Origin of the sequence: Paenibacillus sp. 11B (assembly GCF_030487755.1) — a bacterium.
In the GTDB taxonomy this organism is placed as follows: Bacteria; Bacillota; Bacilli; order Paenibacillales; family Paenibacillaceae; genus Paenibacillus; species Paenibacillus vandeheii.
Genome location: NZ_JAUKNS010000001.1, coordinates 1665491 through 1689417, shown reverse-complemented (window position 1 = coordinate 1689417; position 23927 = coordinate 1665491). Strand labels below are relative to the sequence as shown.

At 42.6% G+C, this 23927-nt stretch carries 24 protein-coding genes and 3 pseudogenes; 24 read left to right on the top strand and 3 right to left on the bottom strand.

The genetic code is table 11. The features are described from left to right. Positions 1-40: 40 nt before the first annotated feature. The 5 genes from lanKC to Q0V21_RS07420 all read left to right on the top strand — a co-directional run bounded on the left by lanKC (position 41) and on the right by Q0V21_RS07420 (position 4183). On the top strand, positions 41-2653 hold the full coding sequence (lanKC, locus tag Q0V21_RS07440) for a class III lanthionine synthetase LanKC (RefSeq protein WP_301878235.1): 2613 nt from the start codon (positions 41-43) through the stop codon (positions 2651-2653). An 88-nt stretch (positions 2654-2741) separates the two neighbouring features. Beyond that, positions 2742-2867 carry a class III lanthipeptide gene (locus tag Q0V21_RS07435; protein ID WP_218672001.1) on the top strand — a complete coding sequence of 42 codons (126 nt, stop codon included), beginning with the start codon at positions 2742-2744 and terminating at the stop codon, positions 2865-2867. A 35-nt stretch (positions 2868-2902) separates the two neighbouring features. Further along, complete coding sequence (locus Q0V21_RS07430; RefSeq protein ID WP_218672000.1) at positions 2903-3031, top strand: class III lanthipeptide; 129 nt, start codon at positions 2903-2905, stop codon at positions 3029-3031. Positions 3032-3065: 34 nt separating this feature from the next. Further along, positions 3066-3194: a class III lanthipeptide gene (locus tag Q0V21_RS07425; RefSeq protein WP_218671999.1), complete on the top strand. Its 129-nt coding sequence runs from the start codon at positions 3066-3068 to the stop codon at positions 3192-3194. A 155-nt stretch (positions 3195-3349) separates the two neighbouring features. Then, entirely contained in the window at positions 3350-4183 is an 834-nt protein-coding gene (locus tag Q0V21_RS07420; RefSeq protein ID WP_301878234.1) for a class I SAM-dependent methyltransferase, read from the top strand. A gap of 754 nt (positions 4184-4937) precedes the next feature. Here the strand turns inward: Q0V21_RS07420 and Q0V21_RS32975 are convergent. Both Q0V21_RS32975 and Q0V21_RS07410 read right to left on the bottom strand, forming a co-directional pair. Next, positions 4938-5015, bottom strand: a pseudogene (locus Q0V21_RS32975) (GNAT family N-acetyltransferase); the annotation flags it as partial. A gap of 250 nt (positions 5016-5265) precedes the next feature. Continuing rightward, positions 5266-6168, bottom strand: coding sequence for an ArsR/SmtB family transcription factor (locus Q0V21_RS07410; RefSeq protein ID WP_079350594.1), 903 nt, complete (start codon positions 6166-6168; stop codon positions 5266-5268). A 177-nt stretch (positions 6169-6345) separates the two neighbouring features. Between Q0V21_RS07410 and Q0V21_RS07405 the strand changes: the two genes are divergently transcribed. The 19 genes and pseudogenes from Q0V21_RS07405 to Q0V21_RS07310 all read left to right on the top strand — a co-directional run. Further along, positions 6346-7839: a glycoside hydrolase family 43 protein gene (locus Q0V21_RS07405; RefSeq protein ID WP_301878232.1), complete on the top strand. Its 1494-nt coding sequence runs from the start codon at positions 6346-6348 to the stop codon at positions 7837-7839. A 132-nt stretch (positions 7840-7971) separates the two neighbouring features. Next, on the top strand, positions 7972-8541 hold the full coding sequence (locus Q0V21_RS07400; RefSeq protein WP_301878230.1) for a hypothetical protein: 570 nt from the start codon (positions 7972-7974) through the stop codon (positions 8539-8541). Positions 8542-8651: 110 nt separating this feature from the next. Beyond that, positions 8652-9197 (top strand): GrpB family protein, encoded by a 546-nt coding sequence (locus Q0V21_RS07395; RefSeq protein ID WP_301878229.1) that lies wholly within the window; start codon positions 8652-8654, stop codon positions 9195-9197. Positions 9198-9238: 41 nt separating this feature from the next. Continuing rightward, the gene (locus tag Q0V21_RS07390) at positions 9239-9661 is read left to right on the top strand and encodes a hypothetical protein (protein ID WP_301878228.1); all 423 of its coding nucleotides are present in this window, start codon (positions 9239-9241) and stop codon (positions 9659-9661) included. A 46-nt stretch (positions 9662-9707) separates the two neighbouring features. Continuing rightward, positions 9708-10235 carry a cysteine hydrolase family protein gene (locus Q0V21_RS07385; RefSeq protein WP_301878226.1) on the top strand — a complete coding sequence of 176 codons (528 nt, stop codon included), beginning with the start codon at positions 9708-9710 and terminating at the stop codon, positions 10233-10235. Between the two features lie 473 nt (positions 10236-10708). After that, on the top strand, positions 10709-11155 hold the full coding sequence (locus Q0V21_RS07380) for a GNAT family N-acetyltransferase (RefSeq protein WP_301878225.1): 447 nt from the start codon (positions 10709-10711) through the stop codon (positions 11153-11155). A 244-nt stretch (positions 11156-11399) separates the two neighbouring features. After that, positions 11400-11882, top strand: coding sequence for a DinB family protein (locus Q0V21_RS07375; RefSeq protein WP_079350586.1), 483 nt, complete (start codon positions 11400-11402; stop codon positions 11880-11882). Between the two features lie 57 nt (positions 11883-11939). Next, positions 11940-12824, top strand: a complete 885-nt coding sequence (locus Q0V21_RS07370) for a phosphotransferase (protein WP_079350585.1) — start codon at positions 11940-11942, stop codon at positions 12822-12824. A 65-nt stretch (positions 12825-12889) separates the two neighbouring features. Continuing rightward, positions 12890-13237 (top strand): hypothetical protein, encoded by a 348-nt coding sequence (locus Q0V21_RS07365; protein WP_079350584.1) that lies wholly within the window; start codon positions 12890-12892, stop codon positions 13235-13237. A 430-nt stretch (positions 13238-13667) separates the two neighbouring features. Continuing rightward, positions 13668-14216, top strand: a complete 549-nt coding sequence (locus Q0V21_RS07360; RefSeq protein WP_079350583.1) for a hypothetical protein — start codon at positions 13668-13670, stop codon at positions 14214-14216. 214 nt (positions 14217-14430) lie between these two features. Then, positions 14431-14718, top strand: coding sequence for a serine hydrolase (locus Q0V21_RS07355; RefSeq protein ID WP_301878222.1), 288 nt, complete (start codon positions 14431-14433; stop codon positions 14716-14718). Positions 14719-14771: 53 nt separating this feature from the next. Beyond that, on the top strand, positions 14772-15140 hold the full coding sequence (locus tag Q0V21_RS07350; RefSeq protein WP_301878220.1) for a serine hydrolase: 369 nt from the start codon (positions 14772-14774) through the stop codon (positions 15138-15140). A gap of 100 nt (positions 15141-15240) precedes the next feature. Then, positions 15241-15417, top strand: coding sequence for a hypothetical protein (locus Q0V21_RS07345; RefSeq protein ID WP_179132922.1), 177 nt, complete (start codon positions 15241-15243; stop codon positions 15415-15417). A gap of 396 nt (positions 15418-15813) precedes the next feature. Next, on the top strand, positions 15814-16632 hold the full coding sequence (locus tag Q0V21_RS07340; protein ID WP_079350582.1) for a purine-nucleoside phosphorylase: 819 nt from the start codon (positions 15814-15816) through the stop codon (positions 16630-16632). A 196-nt stretch (positions 16633-16828) separates the two neighbouring features. Beyond that, positions 16829-17158 carry a GRAM domain-containing protein gene (locus tag Q0V21_RS07335; protein WP_079350581.1) on the top strand — a complete coding sequence of 110 codons (330 nt, stop codon included), beginning with the start codon at positions 16829-16831 and terminating at the stop codon, positions 17156-17158. 617 nt (positions 17159-17775) lie between these two features. Next, a pseudogene (locus tag Q0V21_RS07325) lies at positions 17776-18698 on the top strand (DUF7638 domain-containing protein). A 250-nt stretch (positions 18699-18948) separates the two neighbouring features. Continuing rightward, positions 18949-19488, top strand: a complete 540-nt coding sequence (locus Q0V21_RS07320) for an SMI1/KNR4 family protein (RefSeq protein WP_079350580.1) — start codon at positions 18949-18951, stop codon at positions 19486-19488. A gap of 45 nt (positions 19489-19533) precedes the next feature. Further along, positions 19534-19974, top strand: coding sequence for a GNAT family N-acetyltransferase (locus tag Q0V21_RS07315; RefSeq protein ID WP_079350579.1), 441 nt, complete (start codon positions 19534-19536; stop codon positions 19972-19974). 139 nt (positions 19975-20113) lie between these two features. Further along, a pseudogene (locus Q0V21_RS07310) lies at positions 20114-20476 on the top strand (LLM class flavin-dependent oxidoreductase); the annotation flags it as partial. A gap of 153 nt (positions 20477-20629) precedes the next feature. Here the strand turns inward: Q0V21_RS07310 and Q0V21_RS07305 are convergent. After that, positions 20630-23779: an alpha-mannosidase gene (locus Q0V21_RS07305; protein WP_079350578.1), complete on the bottom strand. Its 3150-nt coding sequence runs from the start codon at positions 23777-23779 to the stop codon at positions 20630-20632. Positions 23780-23927: the final 148 nt, after the last annotated feature.

Below are 23927 nucleotides of genomic sequence, written 5' to 3'. Positions count from 1 at the left end.
AAAATGTAGTTGTAAGTTAACGCTAAATAGGAGGGTTATTATGGAAGGGAATATGCTTTACAATTTGTATTTGAAACCAAATTCTGAATACTATGGGAAAGTTGAAAGTGGCGAAAAAATGACGGGTATATACGAACTCGATGATATTCCTGATACATATGCTGTTATTTCAGAAGTGGACTCGGTGTGGAAGCACTATCATGTTAAAGGTTCAAAACTCCCAGATCAAGGATGGAAAATTCATGTTACAGCGTTATTTGATGAGTCACAAAGCTTACTAGATAAGGTTTCCAGAATATGCATAGATGAGAAGATTGAGTTCAAGCACCTTAAGGATAGACAAAGTTTTATCAAGGTCAATTCGAAGAACGCTAACCGTTCTTCTTCTGGTAAATTTATGACAATATACCCTGTGAATATCGAGGTCTTTATTAAATTGTTAGAAATGATATCTCTAGCAACCCTGGAGTTTAAAAAAGGCCCATATATACTTAGTGATAAAAGATGGAAAAAAAGCAATGTATTTTACAGATATGGAGGTTTTAAAAGTATTCTTAATGAGAATGGTGAACATTGTATTAAGGATGAACAAGGCAATTTAATTAAAGATGAAAGAACTCCCTTTTATCAGGTTCCTGACTTTGTGAAGGATTTCGACGATTATCTGAACACGTTAAATAATTCTAATGACTTAGAAAATAATGGGAATAGCAATTTAAATCGATATGAGATTGAAACCGCACTTAGCTATAGTAATGCTGGTGGGGTGTACCGTGCGACTAGAAAGAAAGATAATTTGAGAGTGATTATCAAGGAAGCTAGACCAAATGCTGGGTTGGATGGAGCAGCTCATGATGCCTTATCCAGACAAATAAAAGAATATGATGCCTTAGTAAAACTTAAAGATGTACAAGGTGTTGTGAGTTTAATTGAGTATTTTCAAGAATGGGAGCATCACTTTTTGGTAGAGGAATTTATTGAAGGTGGAGACTTAAGGCAATGGCTTGCTCAGAATTTTCCATTCTTTAGAGATGGTGAAAGCATGAGTAATCATGCTGAAAGTGTTAAAAAGATATTGTTACAACTTTTTACGTTGATAGATCAGATGCATAATAATGGAATTGCTATGGGTGACTTTCAACCTGCGAATATCATGGTGTCCGATGACTTAACCGTAAAGCTAATCGATTTTGAAACAGCTTTACCTGTAAACTCTCAAGAAAAGCCTAACATGATGACTATTGGATTTGCTTCGCAAGAAATGAAAGTGAGTGGTGCAAGAGATTGGTTTGGATTGAAGAAACTAATAAGGTATTTGGCGCTTCCAGTCCTATCTTCAGAAGTTTTAGACGACTGTCTACAATATAACCACTTTAGACGGATAAAAGAGATTTATGAAGATTCATTTTATCGTTTTATTGTAGATTTACAAGATAAATGCGACAACAGAATAAGAAGCTATCAAGAGTATCTCCCTGAAGAAATCAACCTTGCGGATAAAACAAGTGACTTTAACATATCTTCCATTACTAATAAGTTAATCAAAGGTATGAAGGAAAATTTAACAAATGATGAAAGATTCATTAATGGTGATATTCGTCAGTTTGAGATGAGCGGAGGAAAATTCAACTTTTTAACGGGAGGAAGCGGTGCTGCTTTTACACTTTCCAAAATTCAAACCACTACTGTAGAAGTTAATAAGTGGATCCAAGTTCATTTGCTGAAAAACTTATCTCGAATTGATGAAAATGGATTATTCACTGGAAAAACAGGGATGTTAGCTTTGCTATATGATACAGGCTATGAGGAAGTTGTTTCAAATGAACTGAAAAATTTAAGAGATAATATGAACGAAATTAACATTTCCTTACGCTCCGGCCTTTCAGGAATAGGTTTATTTGTAATTAGTTTATATCTAGAGACAGGAAATCATGAATATTTGCAATTCGCAAAAGAAATAGAAGAGTTAATTGAAATGAATCGAGATAACGACGGGCGGTTAAGCACGAATGACTGGATGGCGGTAGGCATAGGTTCAATTGACGGGCTATCAGGTGTATCTCTCTTTTATTCTGCAATTTACTCAGCAACTAATAATATACAGTATTTGAAAAAAGCCGAACGATTAATAAAGGAAGATTTAGAAAAGACAATATTTGATGAAGTAACCGGCTCACTACAAACATTGGATAATAGAAATCGGCAATTGCCATACCTCTCAGGAGGAACTATAGGAATCGCTATTTCAATATGGTTTTTAAACCATGTAAGTGGAAAAGATCTCTATAGAGAAGAAATGAATGCGATTTTAAAATTATCAAAGATCTGTTCCACTATTAGTGGCGGCTTATTCGATGGCGCAGGCAGCTTTCTATTGCTTCCTTCCTTGGTGAAACATGGTGAAGAACGTGAAGAAATTCTTGAAGATGTATTGAATTTACTTAATATTTTTTTAATTGATAAAAATGGATATTATGTATATCCAGGTCAGTTCTCTTATAGACTAGCCGATGATGTTTATACAGGTAGCTCAGGAATAATATTAGCATTAATGGGAATTGTCAAAGATAATCCACTCTACTGGTTACCTCTGGTTAATATAGATGAATTTACAGCAAGAACAAAAGCTAAGGATTTATTATTAACTAATTAACAAAAAAATGGACTGAAATTGCTTTCCTCACGATAGTAAGTAACTATTGCTAAAAAAATAATCTGGATTCAGGAAAGGAGGTGGAACAATGAACGCTGTATTGGAATTGCAAAAATTAGCGCATAACAAAGAGGGTAAAGGTCAAGCCGTGGAAGCAACAATAACAACATGGACCGTAACCGTTTTTCTATCAACAATTAGTAACAACTGCTAAAAAAATGATCTGGATTCAAGAAGGGAGGTGAAACAATGAATGCTGTATTGGAATTGCAAAAATTAGCGCATAACAAAGAGGGTAAAGGTCAAGCCGTGGAAGCAACAATAACAACAACATGGACGGTAACAACTTTTCTATCGACAATTAGTAACAACTGCTAAAAAAATGATCTGATTCAGGAAAGGAGGGGGAACAATGAACGCTGTATTGGAATTGCAAAAATTAGCGCATAACAAAGAGGGTAAAGGTCAAGCTGTGGATGCAACAATAACAACAACATGGACGGTAACAACTTTTTTATCAACAATTAGTAACAACTGCTAAGAGAAATCTATGAAAATTATAATTGTAAAAAAAAGTGAATAATACAACTTTAATTAAAATTAATAATCACTGGTTGCTTAGCTGATCTTCAGCTAAGCAACATACCATTATCAAATACACAAAAACTATAAAAAATCATTAGGAGGATGGGGAAAATGGATAAATTATTAGAAGTAGCAAAAATTCCAGAGCCATTTGAGGAAGGAACAATACAAATCTGGCTTGACTCGGATCGGGCTGACTTAGTTTTAAAAGCTCATTTTGATGAGAATATTCCTGGCGGTAGTAGAGATAGCGGCTTTATTGATGAGACCATTGGTTTTATTAGTGAAATCGCACCTTTAGAGAACTATAAAAAAGTTATTGATTTAGGTTGTGGCCCTGGCTTCTATTCTCAGAAGTTAGCAGTTAAGGGATATGATGTTGTTGGTGTGGATTTTAATAAAAAGTCAATTGAATATGCAGTTAATGAAGCTGAAAAAAAGAATTTATCAATTGATTACAGGAATGAAGATATCACCGACATTGAGATTGAAAATGAGTTTGATGTGGCTCTACTAATTTATCAAATATATAGTGTATTTAGTCCAGAGAATAGAAAAAAAATACTAAGTAACATCCATCGTGGTTTAAAATCTGGAGGATTAATTCTATTAGATGTGTTATCAGAGACTAGTTATGAAAAATTCGAGCAAAATTTTATGTGGGGATTATCTAGAAAAAATAATCCATTTTCGGATAAAAAACATTTATCCTTATACGCCTCAATTAAATATCCTGACAATGTTTCTTTGTCAAAAAATGTTATGGTTTTTGGTGATGGTGAGGTAGTTAACTATCATTACTGGAATCAACATTTTACGATTGAAAGTATGGAAAAAGAAGCGAATGATGCTGGATTTACACTCGAAAAGATTTACGCAGATGTTAATGGCGGAGATTACAAAGCCGATAGTGAATCTTTTGCGGCGGTTTTAAAGAAGAAATAAAGATAGTAGATTAATTAAAAATTAATGAGAACAAATTATATTGAGTCATCGGATGATCGCGAGCCGACTTGAATTTCACTCCTAAGGGTATATCGAAAATTTCCTGCTATCGACAATCGTAAACTACTCAATAATGATGCTTTGGTTTATCCGTTCCAAATTGCTATGGGAAAATATACATGAATATTACGGGTCTTGGAGCGATACACCATGATTGAAAGAATGATACTTTATAAAGTTTCAAATGTCGAAAAATCCTTCTTTGTGGTTGGTTCAGGTTTGGAATATCATAGGGGGAAGCACGGACCTATAACTCTCCGTTCAGTTGCATCATGGTGAGCATGGTAAATTCCCTTATTTGTTTGCCGTCTTCTCCCTAGTGAGATGCTAGGAGATATCCTGCTTCTTTACCGAATCTGGTCGAGCCAATAACACTTGATCGATATACTTCTTATACAGACAAAAATTTAACAACTTAACCACGTCAAACCATATCTTGTATTCCTGATCGGATTCCAGACTGTACACCCAGTACCTCCGTAGTATAGGGAATGAGTGCAGCCGAGAATTGCTGATATTCCAGCTCAGTCAGGCAAGTATATCTTGAATGGTTGAGCAAGACTTCAATCCCTTTTCCAAACCCCTGCAGATTAAGGTCTCCTCCACTTTTAGTAACCTCAGTACTCTTTTCTTCTTTCAAATTTGCCCTTGTTCCATACAGAAGGTAGGCGAGTAAAAAACGATGACTATGCAGATGCACCACTTTTTTGCCGAATCCGCCGTTTCGATAAGGTTCATCAATCCAGATCATATTCATGAAGGGAAGGTTGTCCTAAAAGTATAGATGAAATACTGTTTGCAAATACGTTCCTTACCGATCCGTATAGACAGGTCATTCGTTTGATGTATTTTTGCAGAACCAAAGATCATCAAGTGAATCTTTCAGAAGAACATAGTGAATACATATGGGAAACCAGATCTGAATTATATCATTACCTGCCCTGTGCTGTTACTTCAGATCTGGAGAAATATAATGTTTTTGAGAAAATAGAGTTAATCGATTAGATAACTATAAGGCAAAATTAACCCAGTACACGAATAACAATCTCCTGATCATGGTTACCGAAACCTGCACCATAGATCGTTAATCCGCCAACGTTGGGGCTTTCCTCGTCAACCGTGAAACGAAGTGTCCAGAACGGTTCCTCCAGTTTGATATCCTCGATCGTCACGTCTGACATTCGTTCTCCATCCATATACGTACCCGAGTCATCAACACGAATCGTCTTTAATAATCCATATTGATTCACATTTCGGTGCCACCATGTTGGCGTATATTTGCCACGAGCAGCTCGTCCGAAATCAGCGGGACTTGTCCAGGTTCCAAGCGAAATTCCGTTAAACGTAAATAAGATATCCGATGGCCAATGATCTCGTAAACCCGGAGCTTCAGAAGCCAGTTCCACTGAAATTTCAATGGCGCTGGCGGTCTCATCAGGAAGCATATAGTTAGGCGTTTTGTATTCGACATACCCCCTTCCAAACCAGAGGATGGCAGCGTGAACCCGCTCAGGATCGAGAAAGTAGCGTGGGTCGTCCCAAACACCGATTTCTTTCTCATGCGTTCCAAGACCGCAGGTAGGATGGACTTCAAATGCAGTATAGTGACCCACTGAAATTGTCTGCTCTCTAACCCTTGCTGTTCGACTAGCGGATGGCAGTTCGATCTCGATGTTATTTTGTTTGAGGAAACATAATTTGTGCGTGCCTCCATTCAGGCGTATCCTGCGGCTATCGATCAGTCCGGCTTGCTCAAGCTTGCGGATGTGCATTGTAACGATGGAGGGGCTAAGTTCTAACGCAGCGGCTATATCCTTTACATTCATTTCGCTAATTGTAATCAAATCCATGATTCTCCATCTAACCTCGCTTGCCAGCGCTTCGTATAACGGTATGAATTTTGGATCTCCGTTCGCTTTAATCATGTTGAACAATCTCCTAACCGGATCTATTGAAATCATATATATATTCATTTAATGAAATTAACTGGACTCTTCAACTCTAACGCATTGAAAGTATGTTTGCGATAGTGTTTAATTTTTTTATCTGCTTATGAAGCTGGATTCTTAAATATGTGAATTATAGAAAAAGAGGTGGCTCAAATGAAATACAATAATCCGGTCATTAAAGGGTTTTATCCAGATCCAAGCATCTGCAAGGTGGATGATACTTATTATCTGGTGTGTAGTTCCTTTCAATACTTTCCGGGTGTTCCGCTTTTTGAAAGCAAAGATTTATTGAACTGGACGCAAATCGGTCATTGTTTAACCCGAAAAAGCCAGATTCATCTGGAGACGGTGAGCAGCTCAGGTGGCGTCTTTGCCCCTACAATACGATACAACAACGGGCGATTCTATATGACCACAACCAACGATACCACGCGTCAGAATTTCTACATATGGACCGATGATATATACGGGGAGTGGTCAGAACCAATTATTGTGGATCAAGGGGGAATCGATCCGGATTTGTATTTTGAAGACGGGAAGGCCTTCTTTATGAGCAACGGGACCGACGATGAAGGGATTGGGGGGATCGTTCAGTGTGAGATTGACATTGAAACGGGTAACAAAAAGACCCCAAGTCGTTCAGTATGGCAGGGATCAGGCGGACGTTATCTGGAAAGCCCACATTTGTATAAAATGAATGGATACTATTACCTTATGGCATCTGAAGGCGGAACCGAATATGGCCATATGGTCACTTATGCACGTGGAGATTCTCCTTCCGGTCCTTTCGAGCCCTATGCTAATAATCCCGTTCTTACCAACCGCAATCTGGGTGGTTATGAACTGCAAGGGGTTGGGCATGGCGACCTGATTCAGGACGAGGAAGGCAATTGGTGGATCTTCCATTTGGGATTCCGTCAGAGTGGACAGTGGCTTACGTATCATCATCTTGGACGAGAAGTATTCCTGACGCCAGTTACCTTTGATGAGGAAGGCTGGTTTACGGCAGGGCAACAAGGTACCACACTTATGAGCTTTGAAACCGATCGTATTTCTGACACATTCATTCAACAAGAGAAAAAAAGCTATACGTTCGAGAACACAGATTGGAATCTGGACTGGTGTTATCTTCGTCATCCCAATACGGAAAATTATTTGTTAGAGCAAAGTAAGATAAAGTTAAAAGGAACCGAAGTGACACTGGATGTTCCAGCATCCCCGACATTCATTGGCCTACGTCAAAAAGACTTTGACGCGACCATCTCTGTTGATGTTAGTCTTACGAACGGAGAGGCAGGCATCACCATCTACATGGATGAACAGCACCATTATGACTTGGCCATTCGTAAAGAAGAGCAAAGTGGGTATAAGGTGATTGAGCGTCTGAATATTGGGGACATCAAATCCGTCGAAAATGAAATGGAACTAGGAAATGAGCATCAGGCCACATTGGTTATACAGGCAAGTCATGAACGTTACAGCTTCCTTATTCATGCAGATGGCAAGGACATCCTCTTAGGTACAGCTCAGACGAAATACCTTTCCTCGGAAATTGCCGGGGGATTTACAGGGGTGCTCATTGGTCTATACGCTAGTGGCGCAGGTTCCGAAGCTGAGTTTTCTAAATTTAAGTGCGATTATATTTGAAAAGGTAAGGGGAGGGACTTCTGTTCCTTCTCTTTTTTTTGGCATACCCACTAATTATAATAATAAGTCTAATTTTTAATTTTATTTGATAGAATTGTACATAGTTATAATGCTAGGAAGAGGTGTTTAAACGTGAAAATAAATTATGAAATGCCCGAATCTTTAGAACATATCGTCCGAATAGATAAAGAATTACGTGAACAACATGCTGGAACCTTCCAAGATTATGTGGGATTTTATATTAGTTTTAATAATGATGATGATAGATACTACTGTACTCCGGATGATGCCATCATATTTGGAAGAACTGGAGCAGATGGTGATCACTTTGCTTTTTTTACGTTTAACGGATCCATTAGTGATCTGGAAGAAGCTCCCGTTATCTTTATTCAGCCTATGGCATCTGGAAATCAAGTAACTTTAGTAGCCAGAAACCTTAAGGATTTTTTAGCTGTGTTCATTAATCTTAAAGAAATTTATGTATTGGAGCGATTTAAATTCTATCAGAATAAATTAGATTTTATTAATGATTATAATGAGAACTACTTAAAAGGTGTAAGGCTGAGAGAGAGTGATAGTAATTTTATCATTGATCTATTGAGGAAGAATATCGAAGGTATAGTAAATATAGATGATGTATACGAATATATTATTGAGATAAACAAACAGAATAAACTAGGCATAAATAATGGTGATTTTTAGATTTCGGATAACACCTTTATTGCCAATTAAATAATCTAAAAATGCAACAAAAGTATACAAGGCCTTGTTGTTAATCATATAGCTGGATTAGACGCCTAAGGGAGGACTATATGGAAGATCTATGGAGAATTGCATCATATGATCCTGCTTGGAGGCAAATGTTCCTCGAAACGGGGATGACACTAAGAGAAGCGTTGGGTGAAAAGGCTGTGCGGATTGACCATGTCGGATCAACTTCCATTGTGGGAATGGATGCCAAACATATCATAGATATACAAATTTCCGTATCTAATTATGATGATTTGCTAATTTACAAGCATGAAATCGAAGCGGTCGGCTTCGTATTCAGAGGAGAAAATCCGGATAAAACCAAGCGGTATTTTCGTGAAGTACCAGGAAGCAGGAGAACGCATGTACATGTAAGACAGGCAGGCAGTTTCTCTGAGCAGATGAACTTGCTTTTTAGAGATTATTTGAGGGAACACCAGGAAGATCGATTGAAATATGCGGAAGAGAAGCACAGGCTTATGTCATTATACAAAGACCAGCGGACCAAGTACGTGGAAGGCAAAGGACCGATGGTGTGGAACATATTAGAGAAGGCTCATATATGGTCCCAAGAAATCGGATGGCAACCGGCAAAATCTGATGCATAGGAATATTCCACGAATACAAGTAACCTAATGGGAGTGGTGAGATGAATATTGGAAGAAAGCTGCTGACGACCGTGTTAACCATCATTAGTTTTACTTTAATTGCAAGTATAATATCCATGAATGATTCCTACAGCTTTGATTTTTATATTATTGTTTATTTTGTATACGCGACTCCCCTGATCTTATTTATCGGGCTACCTTTATCCCTATTGCTGGATTATTTGTTGAGCCGAATTCAATTCGCCAATTATGTCTTGTATCTAACTACGAGGATACTTGGCTATGGATGTGCTGGAGTACTAGGGATGTATATCTATTATTTGCTCATGGGCGCTGGCGAAGAGGTTTTAAATTTTAGAGAGTCATTAAATTTGACCTTATTTGGCGTCATGGCTGCTATACTGTTTGTACTGGTCGATCTGGGTTTGGAAAGTTTGTTAAAGGTACGAAAACGGAAGACGTAGTTATATCAAGTGCTGGAGTAATATCATTTGTCAGGAGGAATATAAGGTGGCAACTCATTGTGCACTTCTTGTAATCGATGTTCAGGTAGCCATGTTCGATGAAGTAGATCCCGTATATCAAGGGGACTTATTGCTTCAGAGAATACAACACATTATTTCCAAGGCTCGGCAAAAAGGTCACTCCGTCATCTACATTCAGCATAGTGAAGGAGCTGGGAGTCCCCTTGAACGTGGAACGGCAGGTTGGGCGATTCACCCGTCCATTGCGCCGATCACTGGTGACCTTGTCATTGAAAAGCAGACACCGGATTCATTTCACGAAACAGATCTGAATCTGAAATTACAAGAAAACGGAGTGACGGATCTTATTCTGACGGGCATGCAGACGGAAATATGCGTGGATACGACTTGTCGCAGAGCAAGCAGCCTTGGCTATGAAATAACCTTGATTCGAGATGCTCACAGCACATGGAATTCCAACATTCTTCAAGCTGAGCAGATAATAGAACACCACAATTCGGTTCTAAGCATGTTTGCAAATGTGGTAGATAGCGAAAATGTCATGAATGGATGAGATGAATTGACGTTTAATAAAAGAATATTTAATCTTTCAGCCTGGCTTGCTGTATTAGCTGTGATCTTTATTCCAGGAACAGCCTACACGGAGGGGACTTTACGAACAGAGTATGGTTTTCCATTGCGATTCTTTACTGATTATCACTATAAGAAACCTGATGATACAATATGGTTCCTTTCTAATGTACATGTGAATGCTCTTCTGTATTTATTTAATGTCCTGTTTATTTACGCTGGAATTCATGTTTTACTCTATGTAAAGAAGAGAATGACGACGCCAAAAGAGTAGGGAGCTGCGACGATCGCGGCTCTTTTATTTTTACCATATCATGGGTTATGATAGACACGAATAGAGTGGAGTGATGATATGAAACAGATTCCAGCAGAATAGAATTCAGACCGACTTTTCATGTCCGATTTGAAAGAATCTGAGATTTTTGTTATTCATCCATTGTTGATACGAGTAAATACGTGCAGGAATGGGACGGACGAGATCCTGAGCCGGATTATGTGAGAACGTGCTTTGAGAAAGGCGATCTGCCTCCTGGGGGAAGGTTGGAAAACTACCGAATTCAGACCATTCGTACGATTCAGGAAAACGAAAGTATAGGTGTGCTGAGCCTGTACCATGGCTACCCTATGGCGGATTCTATTTACCTCGAATTTTTATATATCCATAGTGAGATCCAGAAGCAAGGTTATGGACAAGAAATGATGCATGCGTTGACCCAATTATTTTCTGAGCTTGGTTATTTGGAAATCCGAATCAACGTAGCACTCAAAAATTGGCCTGCATTACGATTTTGGACCAAATCGGGATTTGATCAGATTAGCGGGATTTACGGAGACCGTGAACATTCGGACAAGACTTTTGCCAATATGGAACTGATCAAAACACTCAAAGCGCAAGATATATAAATTGAACTAAACATTTACACGAGAACGGAGAGGACAGAAATAATCTGAAGAAGCGGAGCTACAAGCTTTCTGAAAGAAAGCTGCATCGGAAGCATACACCTCGCCTTTATCCCCGGATTTTCCCCGTTGTAAAAGGGAATCAAAAAAATCTGGGGATAACAGCGATCGGAAGGTTGTTCTGTCATCGGAGTGGCAAGTGTAAATTATTCTTTAGTTCAATTATGTGGAAAAGGAGAATGGCTAAATGGAATCTTTCTTTCGTTATAACTGGATCGTGCGTGAGCAGTGGTTTCAGTGGTGTGAGGATGTGCCGCTTGAAGAGCTGCTTCGGCCTCGGACGGGCGGAGTAGGCAATATATTGCAAACGTTTTTTCATATCATCGATGTAGAGTGGAGCTGGCTTCAATTATTGCAAGGCAAACCGGATGGTATGGAGAATTTTGATAATTATAAAACACTGGAGGCCGTACGACAATTCGATCGCAAGCTGCGACCTGATGTGGAAGCATTTGTTCTATCCTGGGACCCCAGCATGGAAAAGAGACCTTTCATCGATCCCGAATTGGATAGCGCCGTCGTCAAGGAATCGTGGGGAGAAGTGATGCGTCACGTGATTGCTCATGAAATTCACCATATGGGGCAATTATCGGTATGGTCCAGAGAATTGAACAAGAAGCCCGTATCTGCCAATTTCATTGGTAAAGGACTAATTTCACCTGACAACTAGAGTGAAAAGGAGATTATAGGATTCAAATTCTAATTTTACAGAGAAGGGTCGGACAAAATGAGGTTATTGCTGGAAAGTATCCGCTGGGTGGAGCTGAGCGAAGAAATTCGTTGCTTGCTTGAAAAACCATACAAGGTGCTTCCCCTGTCACCAGGACTGGAAGCGGACGTTGTGAAGATCGAATGTGCTGACCGCTCTTACGTGTTAAAGGTATGGAATAAGGACTCCAGACCCGATATTGGCAATCAGTATGAACTATTATCTAGACTATACGAGAGTGGAATACAAGTCTCCAAACCGTACGGTTGGGGCATGGATGTGGATTCTAATCAAGTTCTGTTAACGAGTTATGATGGAGAGCCTATAGCCAAGTTAAACAAAAACAAGCTGGAGCATTTGGCTAAAATGTTAGTTCAAATTCATGGTTATGATATACATACTATCAATAACGCGGAGGCAAATTTCATACCACAATATGATTTTGTTGGCTATTTCTTTCCCTCCATTGAACTTCATGAGGATATGCATCTGATTCTGACAAGCCTTCTTCAACGGATTAAGCTTAGACAGGATACGTTGATCCACGGTGATTATAACCTGGGGAATGTTCTGGAGGCAGGTGATCAATATACGATCATCGATTGGACAAACGGGCAGCGCGGTGATCCCAGATACGATATGGCGTGGTCCATTTTTTTGATGACGATCTATACGGGGGAACGAAACGGTAAGATGTACAGTGCTCTATTCAAGAGTCTGACGGAATACACACCAGACGATGCAGAGATGTTTGAAGCTATGGCTTGTTTGCGCTGGATTCTTTTGAAGCGAGTGGCATATGTCCCTGATGGACCAGGTGTAATGAAGCGAATTAGAACAATCCTTGGAAATAATCCCTATTTAAATGAAGCACTTTTATTTCATCAAGAGTCATTGAAATAAACCTCAAGGTCCTGTCCTAAATCGTCCTCATTAGCATACCTATGGTATAGAGGAGCGTGATAGGTATGGAACAGAAAGTGCAAACCTATTTTGAATTAAAGCAGCAGCAAAAAGAAATTGAACAACAGCTCTCTGTACTACGAGATGAAATTGTAGGGTATTGTGAGGAGCAGGGTGTCTATGAGACGAAGGTTGGGGGATACGCCGTCAAAACGGTGCTTCAGCACCGCAAGGAATATGATGATCAGAAGCTGTACGCTTCTCTTCCCGATCCTGATATCTGGCGACTGCTGTCCAAGGTGGACAGTCATAAGCTGAAAAGCCTGATCAAGCTGAACATATTGACAGAGGAGCAGATTAGTCCAGCTTGTACGGTGAAGCCGGTAACTATATTACAGGTGGACAAGTTGTAACTGGACAATTTCCCAGTGCGTTGACGCAAAAACTGGTCTTTATGTTCGATCAGCAGCTACAGCCCAAGGAGTCGTTTTGGCACATCATTATAAGCAGTATCAATCATAGACTACTACTTCATTTACACATATACACCAACGCTCCCCGAGGAGCTGATTGAATCGGTCACGAGATGGCCGGTTTTTTTGTTGTATACAAATGTTTTGCCGATTTCAGCCGTGCGCTTTAAAAACATATCTGAGCATAAACTTGATTCAGTGCCGGAAAGAAGATCCAGTCGAATGCTTTAAACCGTTATGCAAGTAGTTTATATGTTATAATCTGTAATTAATTCATGTACCATCTTCGATAAGGAGGGGAGAAAATGAAGATCAGGAAGAGACTGTATATCTTCAAAAGCTGTAGAACGATGAGTTGAGGAGATGGACTATGAAGAAAAAAATCATTTCGATCATACTTGCCATCTGGGTATTGATGATTGTGATCAGTGTGGTTCTACTATTTCTGCCCAGAACGATTCATCTTGATGGAGAGGCTGTAAAATATCGGTTGGGAGAAGACAACAAGGAACCAGAACAAAAAGTCCATATCAACATGAATGGCAAGCGTTATCTAACGACCTCGGGTGATTACATATTCAGAGGAACCATTGATATTGAGGGTGAACCTTTACCCGTACCTGAAGATCAAAAGAGGCTCGAAATTCGTTTTCATAAAGGATACGGATTGATGGAATACATCATTTCTGAAGATGAGAAAACGGATATCTTCGTATACGGAACACTATTCGTAGATCGTGCATTCACCAAACTCACCATCGCCATTTCGGAGGAGGATTCGAACGGAGAGCAGAACAGTAAAAGCTGGAGCTCCGAAGATGGTCTTATGCTATCCATGCCCGCAACGAATCGTTCCGAAGCCATTCAGCTCTCTAATGAACTGATGGAAAACTATCTCGGGGGCTATACATTAAAATGAAAAAATTAAATAAAACAGGCAAGTCTTTACCTTGGAGGTTGGATCGCTATCTCCTTGTGTAAATGACATGCCTGTTTTTTTATTTATGCAGCAAATCTCTAGTGATTTTGCATCCCGTCAGGATCTGAACGAGACCGCCGCTACCAGGAGTGGAATCAAAGCCTGTGCATTATTTTATCATTCTAGCGAGCAACAGGAGCGCTATCCATGATCTTTGGGATGTTCCCTTCGATGCTCTTCATTCATCATCTTCGTATGCTGGACCCTCAAAGCGGATTGTTCTGTTGTTCAGATTGTCTGGAGAGGGGAGCTAGTTTATAACAGCGCTGCGGGCCTTGCTGACCGGGAGAAAAACAGATCCATGGAGCAAAATGCATTATTCAGATATGCTTCCGTAACTAAACCGATTGTATCCACAGCTGCCATGGTGCTGATATCCCGAGGTAAATTAAAGCTTGATGATCTTGTGAGCCCGGGCCCCTGTGGAGATATTCGATTGTAACGGATATACTCGGATACCTTGATCCTTCGGCCTATCTCTCGGGTGGTGCGGGGATGATTGGAAGTGCAGGAGACTTCCTTGTGTTGCTTGAAACGCTGCGTCAAGGTGGAGGTTCGCTTCTTCCCAAAGCGCTGGTCACCGATATGACGACCAATCAGATTGGCGATCTTACGATGCCTTATTGGCCGGGCCGAGGATTTGGCCTGGGGTTCACGTTGCTGAAAGATCCGGTCGCCGCCAACACATCAGAGTCCCCCGGAACATGGCGCATGGGCGGAACCTATGGTCCCTCGTGGTTTGTTGATCCTGCAAAAGAACTGAGCGTTGTCGCGTTCACAAATACGGCTCTGGAGGGCATGTCGGGCAGGTTCACAACTGAACTATGCGAGGCTGTCTATGAGGGAATCGGTGGAAAGCAGTAAGTTGAACTCTGGATTAATATGGAAAAATATGATAAGGTAGAGCAGTAGGTTCAGTAGGTTACAGTGAGTCCTGAATTTGATTCCGAAATGAGATGAGAAAATGGATCGCGTCCGCAGTTACCTGTTTGTTATTGCAGGCAACTTTGCAGTTGCCTATATGATCTTTCCTGAAAGAACTATTGGAAAATCTATGATATTCGCTGCACTGATGCTGTTGCTGAGCATGGGGATGGATTTCATGAAAAGCAAAAATCAGCATTCGCTTGAGCAGCAGTGAGCCAGCTTGCCATTACATTTTGGTGCGAAGTACCTTGTCTATTTTAATGAATGAAACCGATTCTCGACAGAGGATCGGTTTTTTGTGTAATGTTGAAGCGTGGATGACACAAAGGATGGCCAAGTCTGAAGGAGAGGGAGTTTTTCATATGATTCGAAACCAATTTAATCAATGGGCCGTGCGTCAGGCGGAACGGTATGACGAGTCTGATTTTGATGAGATTTTGAGAGAATATTTCGAGGTGTTACAGTCCGGACTAAAAGCTTAATCGGCTTATGGGGGAAAGCCAGAGTCCTCCTTTATCCGGCTCCCGTTTACATCATGTCTATTGTTCATTACACTTGGTTTATAGCAACTACTAAAATCCAAACTCGGATTATCAGGGGGAATATATTCATGCATCAATCCGCACATATTCAGGAAGCCAGAGATTACATATTAAACCGGATTAACTCCAAACCTGTCGTGGGCATGATTCTGGGATCAGGGCTGGGAGCACTCGCGGACGAAATCGAGAATGCTACCGTCATTCCATACACGGACATTCCGTATTTCGCTCAATCCGAAGCTATCGGTCATGCCAACGAATTGGTTATCGGAGAACTGATGGGCAAGACCGTCGTTGCCATGAAAGGCCGCCTTCATTATTATGAAGGGTTTACGCTGGATGAAGTAACGTTCCCGGTTCGGTTTATGAAAGCACTGGGTGTGGAGCAGCTGATTATCACTAATGCGTGTGGAGCGATCAATACCAGCTTCGAACCGGGACAGCTTATGCTGATTACGGATCATATCAATCTGGTAGGCAACAATCCGCTGATGGGGCCGAATAACGCTGAGCTGGGTGTACGCTTCCCGGATGTATCACAAGTGTATAACCGCGAGCTGCGCAGCATTGCCTTGAAGGTGGCAGAGGAGCAGAATGTTAGTTTGCAGCAAGGAGTGTATGCATGGTGGAGCGGTCCGGCGTATGAGACTCCAGCGGAGATTCGCATGATTCGGACGATGGGCGCGGATGCTGTGGGCATGTCGACGGTACCTGAAGCGATTGTAGCCATTCATGGCGGCATGAAGGTACTGGGCATTTCCTGTTTGACCAATATGGCCTGCGGCATTCTGGACCAGCCCTTAAGTCATGATGAAGTGATTGAAGTCGCGGCAAAAGTGAAAACAACCTTCATCGGACTGGTCAAAGGTATTTTGAAAGAGATGTAACATGTAATCGAGAGGGTGCTTTACTTTCAAAGCAACCGTGTATGAAGCATTGTCCATAACGGAATATTTCCGTTGGGCAGTGCTTTTTTTACAATTGAACATGTGCAAAATATTCCTATATCGGTTAAAACGACCTATAATAATAGAGATTCAAGCAAAAGGATCGGCTATAGGCTGAAGAAGGAGACTGATAGAAATGGAAGAATTGGGCCCTCATGAACACGTCATTTTTGAAAGGATTCATGCAAACTGGTTAAGAGGTTTTGAAGGAGTAGGAGGAAAGCTTTTTCTAACTAATGAACGATTAGTTTTTATTCCTCATGCTCTGAATTTTCAGACGGAATGGGTTCAAATCGAGATCTGGGCTATGACTAAGATTGAGAAAAGTGCGACATGGGGACTAATCCCGAATGGAATTACTATTACATTAGACAGTGGACATGTCTTCAAGTTTGTTGTCTGGAATCGTTCTAAGATTATCAAGGAGATTGTACAAGCCAAGAGAATTAATAACGAAATAATGTAAGAGTTTGAGATGAAGTACATAAACCGAAAAATGTGGGGTAATAAAGTGAGGATTCCACTCTGGTCTAGGGCCTAGGGTATTTTCAAAATCTAAATAGTTATGTTTTATATTTAATGGAACACAAAAGAATCGCTCCTTGGAGTGCAGGCATCGATATTTCAGGGACTTATGGCTGGTTTTGATCTCACCTCGATTACACTGATAAGAAACAATACACCGGAGAAGCATGCAGGTTATGCGCTTGGTGTCATCTTCACATCTCCGGCTACCGGGGGCCACTTTTGGGGTGGTTTACTAAGCCATTGGATTGGGCTGCGGATGTCAGTAGTGCAATACTTATATTGGCCTGCGCAAGGTGTCTATGAATGGTGGAATGGCCCGTCATTCATATATACCCGCCGAGATTCGCATGATATGGCTCGTGTCTCATTTCAAAGGGCAATACAATGGACACTGTCTATACGGAGTTAATCCGTTGGGCGGTGCTTTTTGATTTAGGAAAATGATGGGATTAACAAGATCGTCATGCCCTCCCTTGTATTTCCTATCTCTGATATCGTACAGTTGGAAGACATGATCGTATGAATGCATGATGGGAAGAAAGTGAGGTGCCACGGATGCAAAAGATTAGAAGAACAAAACAGATTGAGGGCACAACGACCCCTGGCATCATACATAATGGCGGCCAGCATTTTCTCATTCCGGTGCAGATCTATGAAGACGGGATGATTAATTGCTGGGAACTGGTTGATTTGAAGGGATTGAAGCGGAAGATTGACGATTACTGGTTAGGCTCTCATATACCGAATGGAGAGTTGCTTTCCATCATGGGTTGGGTGCCTACCTAGTCGAACACGCGAACTGGGCGTATAACGACAATGACTACTACGAACATATACAGTGTAAGATCAGAATGCTCAATCCGGAATTCCAAAATATAGCTGAAATCACACCACGTCAGCAGCAGCTGATGGAGACAAGAAGATTTTCACATTCGCCTAAAGCGATTGATTTTGCAGTTGTGAGCGAATTGTTCTATAAAACGATACAAGGGGATGGATTCTCCATTTTCATGAGGTATGAAGGTCAGCACTACCTGGTTCATCTGGTTGTGTATGAGGATGGTCAGGTGGCCATCTATAACTTGCCCAATCCCGTGAAGGTTTCAATTGATGAGCTGGCGGTCTGGTTCAGGGACGGGACCTTTTTTACAACCATTGAACGCCCGATAATAATCACGATATTGGATCTGGGAGAGGTTACATTCTCGGAGGAAAGCTACGCGGAAAATGTGGATGACAAGTATATGGAGCTGCTGGATATGTACAAGAAACTGAGTGGAGCACAAACGACGGTGGAAGAGTGCCGCCACGCCTACCATATGTATTTGGAAGACCCTAGTGAGTTTAACCGGGCTCAGCTGAAGGAGAAATATGAACAGGTGCCTGAACATCAACGGATGTACCTGGGCGATATGAATACCAAGGACATGGATTATCAGCGAATTATCTATACTCCTGAGGATAAACGCGAAGTCTAGATTTTCTATATCATTAAACTATATAAATTGAAATAAACATATACACGATAACGGAGAGGGCAGAAATAACCTGAAGAAGCGGAGCGTTCGCCTTTATCACCGGATTTTCCCCTTTATATAAGGGATTTCAAAAAAATCTGGGGATAACAGCGATCGGAAGGTTGTTCTGTCATCGGAGTGGCAAGTGTAAATATTCTTTAGTTCAATTTATATAGACAATCTATAAAGCGCACAAGAAGGAGGATGGAGAATGACCAAGCAAGCAGAACTGCTGTGGGAACGTATTATTGCAAAAGGGACGGGAGCAAATGCAGATGGTAGAGTTACGCTCAAGCTCCAGCCGGGTGCGACGGATGAAGATATTCAATCCGTGGAAGATCAACTTGGTGTGACATTGCCTGAAGAGATGAAGGCTTTGTATCGTGTGCATAACGGACAAGCCTGGAATATAGGCGTAGCTCCATTTGTTCGTAACCTGACATTGTCACCTCTGGATCAGGTGAAGGAGAACTGGGCGTTTTTGCAGGAGGAATTTGAACCGGACGAGATGGAACTTGAGATTGACGATGATGCCATTAAGCCCGTGCTGTGGAACCCCAGATGGATACCTATTGCTGAAAATGGTGGTGGGGATTATCTGTGTCTGGATACCGATCCGTCAGGAACGGGGACGGTGGGACAGGTACTATATTTTTGGCATGATTGGGGACATCGGTCAGTTGAGGCTGCGGGGTTATTTGAATTTATTCAGAAGTGCATGGAAGAAGAGGATGAAGACGAAGCAACGTAGGTAGTCGAATCTAGAGTGAATTAATCCGAAAAAGGAGGTCATTCAATGATCCAAATAACCATGCGTCAATCCGAGCAGGCAGATCAGGAGCGTCTTGCAGAGTTGCGAGCCTTGGTTCTATATGATGATCTACATAGGCTGAAAAGGTACGATGAAGTGAAGGTTCGTGAACGTTTCCGTAATACATTCGACCCTGTTCACACGTGGATTATCGAGGTCGAGGGAGCATTGGTGGGGTGTATAGCGCTGAAGCCCAAGTTGGAGGAGATGCTACTGGAACATTTCTATATCCATCCCGATTATCAAGGTCAGCAAATAGGGACTCAAGTGCTGGACATACTGCTGAAACGGGATGACGTTAAGGGCAAACGTGTTATTTTAAATGTATTGCAGGGCAGTCCGGCTCGTCGTTTGTATGAACGCTTTGGATTTGTCTTGGACAGTGAAGATGAGGTGGATGTGTTCATGTCCGTCCAAGTACAATAATCGTTACGGTCAAAATAGAAGCATCTATTTAAGTTGAACTATTCATTTACACGTAACGGAGAGGACAGAAAAAACCTGGAAAAGCGAAGCTAAAAGCTTTCTGAGAGAAAGCTGCATCGGAAGTATATGCTTCGCCTCTATCCACGGTAACAGCTTCCGCAGTACAACGCGCAGTACAACGGACAAGATCAAGCAGCAGGCACGAGAACAGGGGTTGACCCTCCGCCAAGTCGCATTGCTTGCATCGACGCCTCGCACATCCTTTATCGGTACACTGGATCAGATCGCCGATCAGATTCAGGAGTGGTTCGAAGGCGAAGCCGCGGACGGTTTCAATATCCGTACGGTCGTACCGAACGGACTGGCGGACTTCGTGGATCTGGTCGTACCTGTTTTACAAGAGCGCGGGCTGTTCCGTACCGAGTATGAGCATGAGACACTGCGGGGTAATCTGGGTCTTGAGATTCCACGCAATCGTTATTCATTGGAGACGGCAAAATAAATCAATTATGGCACATCGAACTTGCTTCCAGTTCAGAATGCTTTAAAGGCGATCCATAAAGTCTCCATAATAACGACAGCACGAAGAAACCAGCAAGTCGCCCATCATCGGGGACTTGCTGGTTTCTTTGGTTGAGCTGTTGCAGTTATACGATTATACTCTCAGATCAATCTCAAACGTCTTGATCTCATACGGCTCAAGTGTAAAAGTTACCGGCGTATCATGCAGGAGTCCACCATCCGGCAATTCCATTAGATTGCATTCTCTCCACGCGTGAATCCGCAGATCACTTGTCAATTCCAGCGTATTCATGCTGCCGGAATAATCATGAACGCGTACGATGACACGATCGGAATCCTCGGCCTTCTTGACCGCCGAGATCATGGCTGTACTGCCGGACAAGGTGAACATGGAGCGACTTGGCTGCTCTGATTGACCTTGTGTATATCGAAGTGGAGCATTCAGAAGCCAGGCCTGCTGCACGGTTCCACCCACCAGCCAATCCCCTTGGTGCGGAAGAAGAGCATAGGTGAAGCGGTGCAGTCCTTGATCGGCATGTGGATCAGGATGCGTCGCGCTCTTGATCAGGGTTAACCGCATGACGTTATCTTTGATGTCATAACCGTATTTGGAATCATTCAGCAAGCTGACGCCATAACCTCTGTCGGACAGATCGGCCCATTGATGGCCAACGGATTCGAAACGTGCCCAGTCCCAGCTTGTGTTCCAATGCGTTGGCCGTTTAACGTTGCCGAACTGAATGTCATAGGTGGCTTCGGTGGAGCGGATACCGACAGGGAAGGCAACCTTCAGCAGCTGCTGTTGTTGATGCCAATCCACCTCAGTGTCATAATCGATCCGCCGATGCCCGGTATACACAGTCATGTTCTGCGTAATGGTAGAGCCAAGGTATGCCCAAGCGAAGCGGATCACGGCCTGAAGCGGCCCAGTCTCTATGACTTCAATGCTGGTGCATTTCGTAATCTCTCGCATATCTTCCTGATAGAAGATATCAATATCCCAGGCCTCGTGGGCAAGTGGTTTGTCCTCGAACACCTGAAGCACATTGCCTCTCGCGCCTTTGGCAAGCACCTCACGGTGTGACTCTTTATCGTAAAGGCGGGTCAACTGCCCATTCTCATTCCACTCGAGCAGATAGTACGGCGTCTCGATTCCATTGGCTGTGTGGATGAATGGCGAATGCTCAGGGATATCGTTTACCGTATTGCTCTGGAAGTGAATTGTGGTGTACCCCAGCGAAGGAATATCCTTCACCTCGACGGACCAATGTGCATCCTGGTATTGAGCGTTCAGAATCTCACCGGAATCGCTCAGCCAGGTTCCCGTTTCCAATTCGCCTGATGCCGCAGGAATGCTCACGATTTCTGTAACGACCCATGGGGAAGCATTCCAGATGGTGTACGTATGAGGAGATTCTCCGCTGCCAGCGATAGCGGTCCGAGCCTGCGTGTCCACGTTACGGCCAATCTGCTCGGCTTCTGCATATTCAATTCTACTGTCCTCATACACCTCCGTGATGGAGGAACCGGGAATGATGTCATGGAACTGGTTGCGCAAAATGATTTTCCATCCCTCGGTCAAGGACTTCGCTTGGTACAGATTCCAGTCATTGTGCACAATACTTTGCAATGCATTCAGCCATTCCGCTTCACGGTAAGCCAGCTCAAGCTTGCGGTTCATCCGTTTGTTGTACGCCTGGCTGGTATACGTTCCGCGGTGATATTCCAGATACAGCTCGCCATCCCATGTATGGATGTATGAATCGGTCTTCTCCACCGTTTCCTGCAGCTTCTCAAAATAATCATCTGCGCGTCCTGTCTTGACCTTGGGAAGTCCGGGCAGTTGATCCAGCCGTCGTCTCATCTCCAGCATTTCGCGGTTAACTCCGCCTCCGCCGTCTCCGTATCCGTACGACAGAAGCAGATCCTGGTTCATCTCCTTATCGCGGTAGGCATCCCAGATACCCTTGACCGTCTTCGGAATGATTTTTCCGTTATAGGTATAGAACCATGAACCCGGCTCCGACCACGGCTCGGGTGTGGTAATGAAGTGGGTCAGTACTTCTGAGCCGTCAATTCCGCGCCAGTGAAATGTATCGAATGGCATGCGGTTGTATTGGTTCCAGCTGATTTTGGTCGTCATGAACGTATGAATGCCGGATTTTTTCAGAATTTGCGGCAGAGACCAGCTGTAGCCGAATACATCTGGCAACCATAGATATCGGCATTCTGTCCCGAACTCTTCTTTTAGAAAACGAGTGCCGATCAGTAACTGCCGAACCAAAGACTCGCCCGAGGTCAGGTTGCAGTCTGCCTCCAGCCACATGCCGCCGCCCGCTTCCCAGCGACCTTCAGCGACACGTTCCTTGATGGATTCGTACAGTTCCGGGTAGTCCTCTTTCACATATTCGTACAACTGAGGCTGTGTTTGGAGGAAAACATACTCCGGGAACATTTCCATCAGGCGCATTACGGTGGAGAAGGAACGAGCGCATTTCTCACGTGTATGCTTCAACCGCCACAACCAGGCAACGTCAATATGAGTATGGCCGATACAGGTGACAGTCACATCAGAAGCTCTGTCCATCGTACTCAGTCGCGCACTCAGGTCATCCCTTGCGTCATGGACAGATGCATAGAAGAGATCGGACTTAGGCTGCGACCAGTCAATGAGGCGGAAAGATTGCTGGAGCGCATGAAGCAGCTTCGTACGTTCCGGTGCATGGGCATCCAGAATTCGGACCGTTTCCAGAATCGCTGACCCTGTAAATACAAGATCATCCACAGCATCATCCAGCCAGCACAGTTCAGCTTGTCTGAACGTATGTGTCTGATTGCGGGGCTGACCGCCACCTTCCAGACCAGACCATAAGCGGAAGACCAACTCGCTGGTGCTGCCTGCCGCAGAGGCTGGGAAGAACACTTCCTTGTGGTTGGAATCCACGCCTTGATAAGGCTTGCCATCCCAGTAGAATAGCGACTCAAAGCCAGAATTGTTACCACCGCCGGTATCGCCAAAATCAAATAGGCCGACAATTCGTTTATCCTCCCAAGAGGAAGGGAACTCGGCTTTTGTTCTAAGCCACAAATAGAGATCTCGACCGGTCCAGTTCTCTCCTGTATGCATAGGCTTCCAATCGCTATCGTCCCCCGGTAGGGCAGGGTTAATCTCTTCTCTGCGGTCTTCGCAGGCAAGAAAAGCATGTAAAGGTAAACGATCCCGGTAACGGAGCTCGGATAATTCATTGATACGTGCTTGAAGTTTGTTTTCAGTAAGAAACATCGTTAAGAACCCCCAGTACATTTTATCGGGGAGTGATCCATAGTTAGAGAGCATCCAAAGCGAGTATGTATTACATATATTCATAGGGGAATGCGCCCATTATAGCGCTTCCATTCGCTTTTGACAAACCAAAATATGGATTACGTAC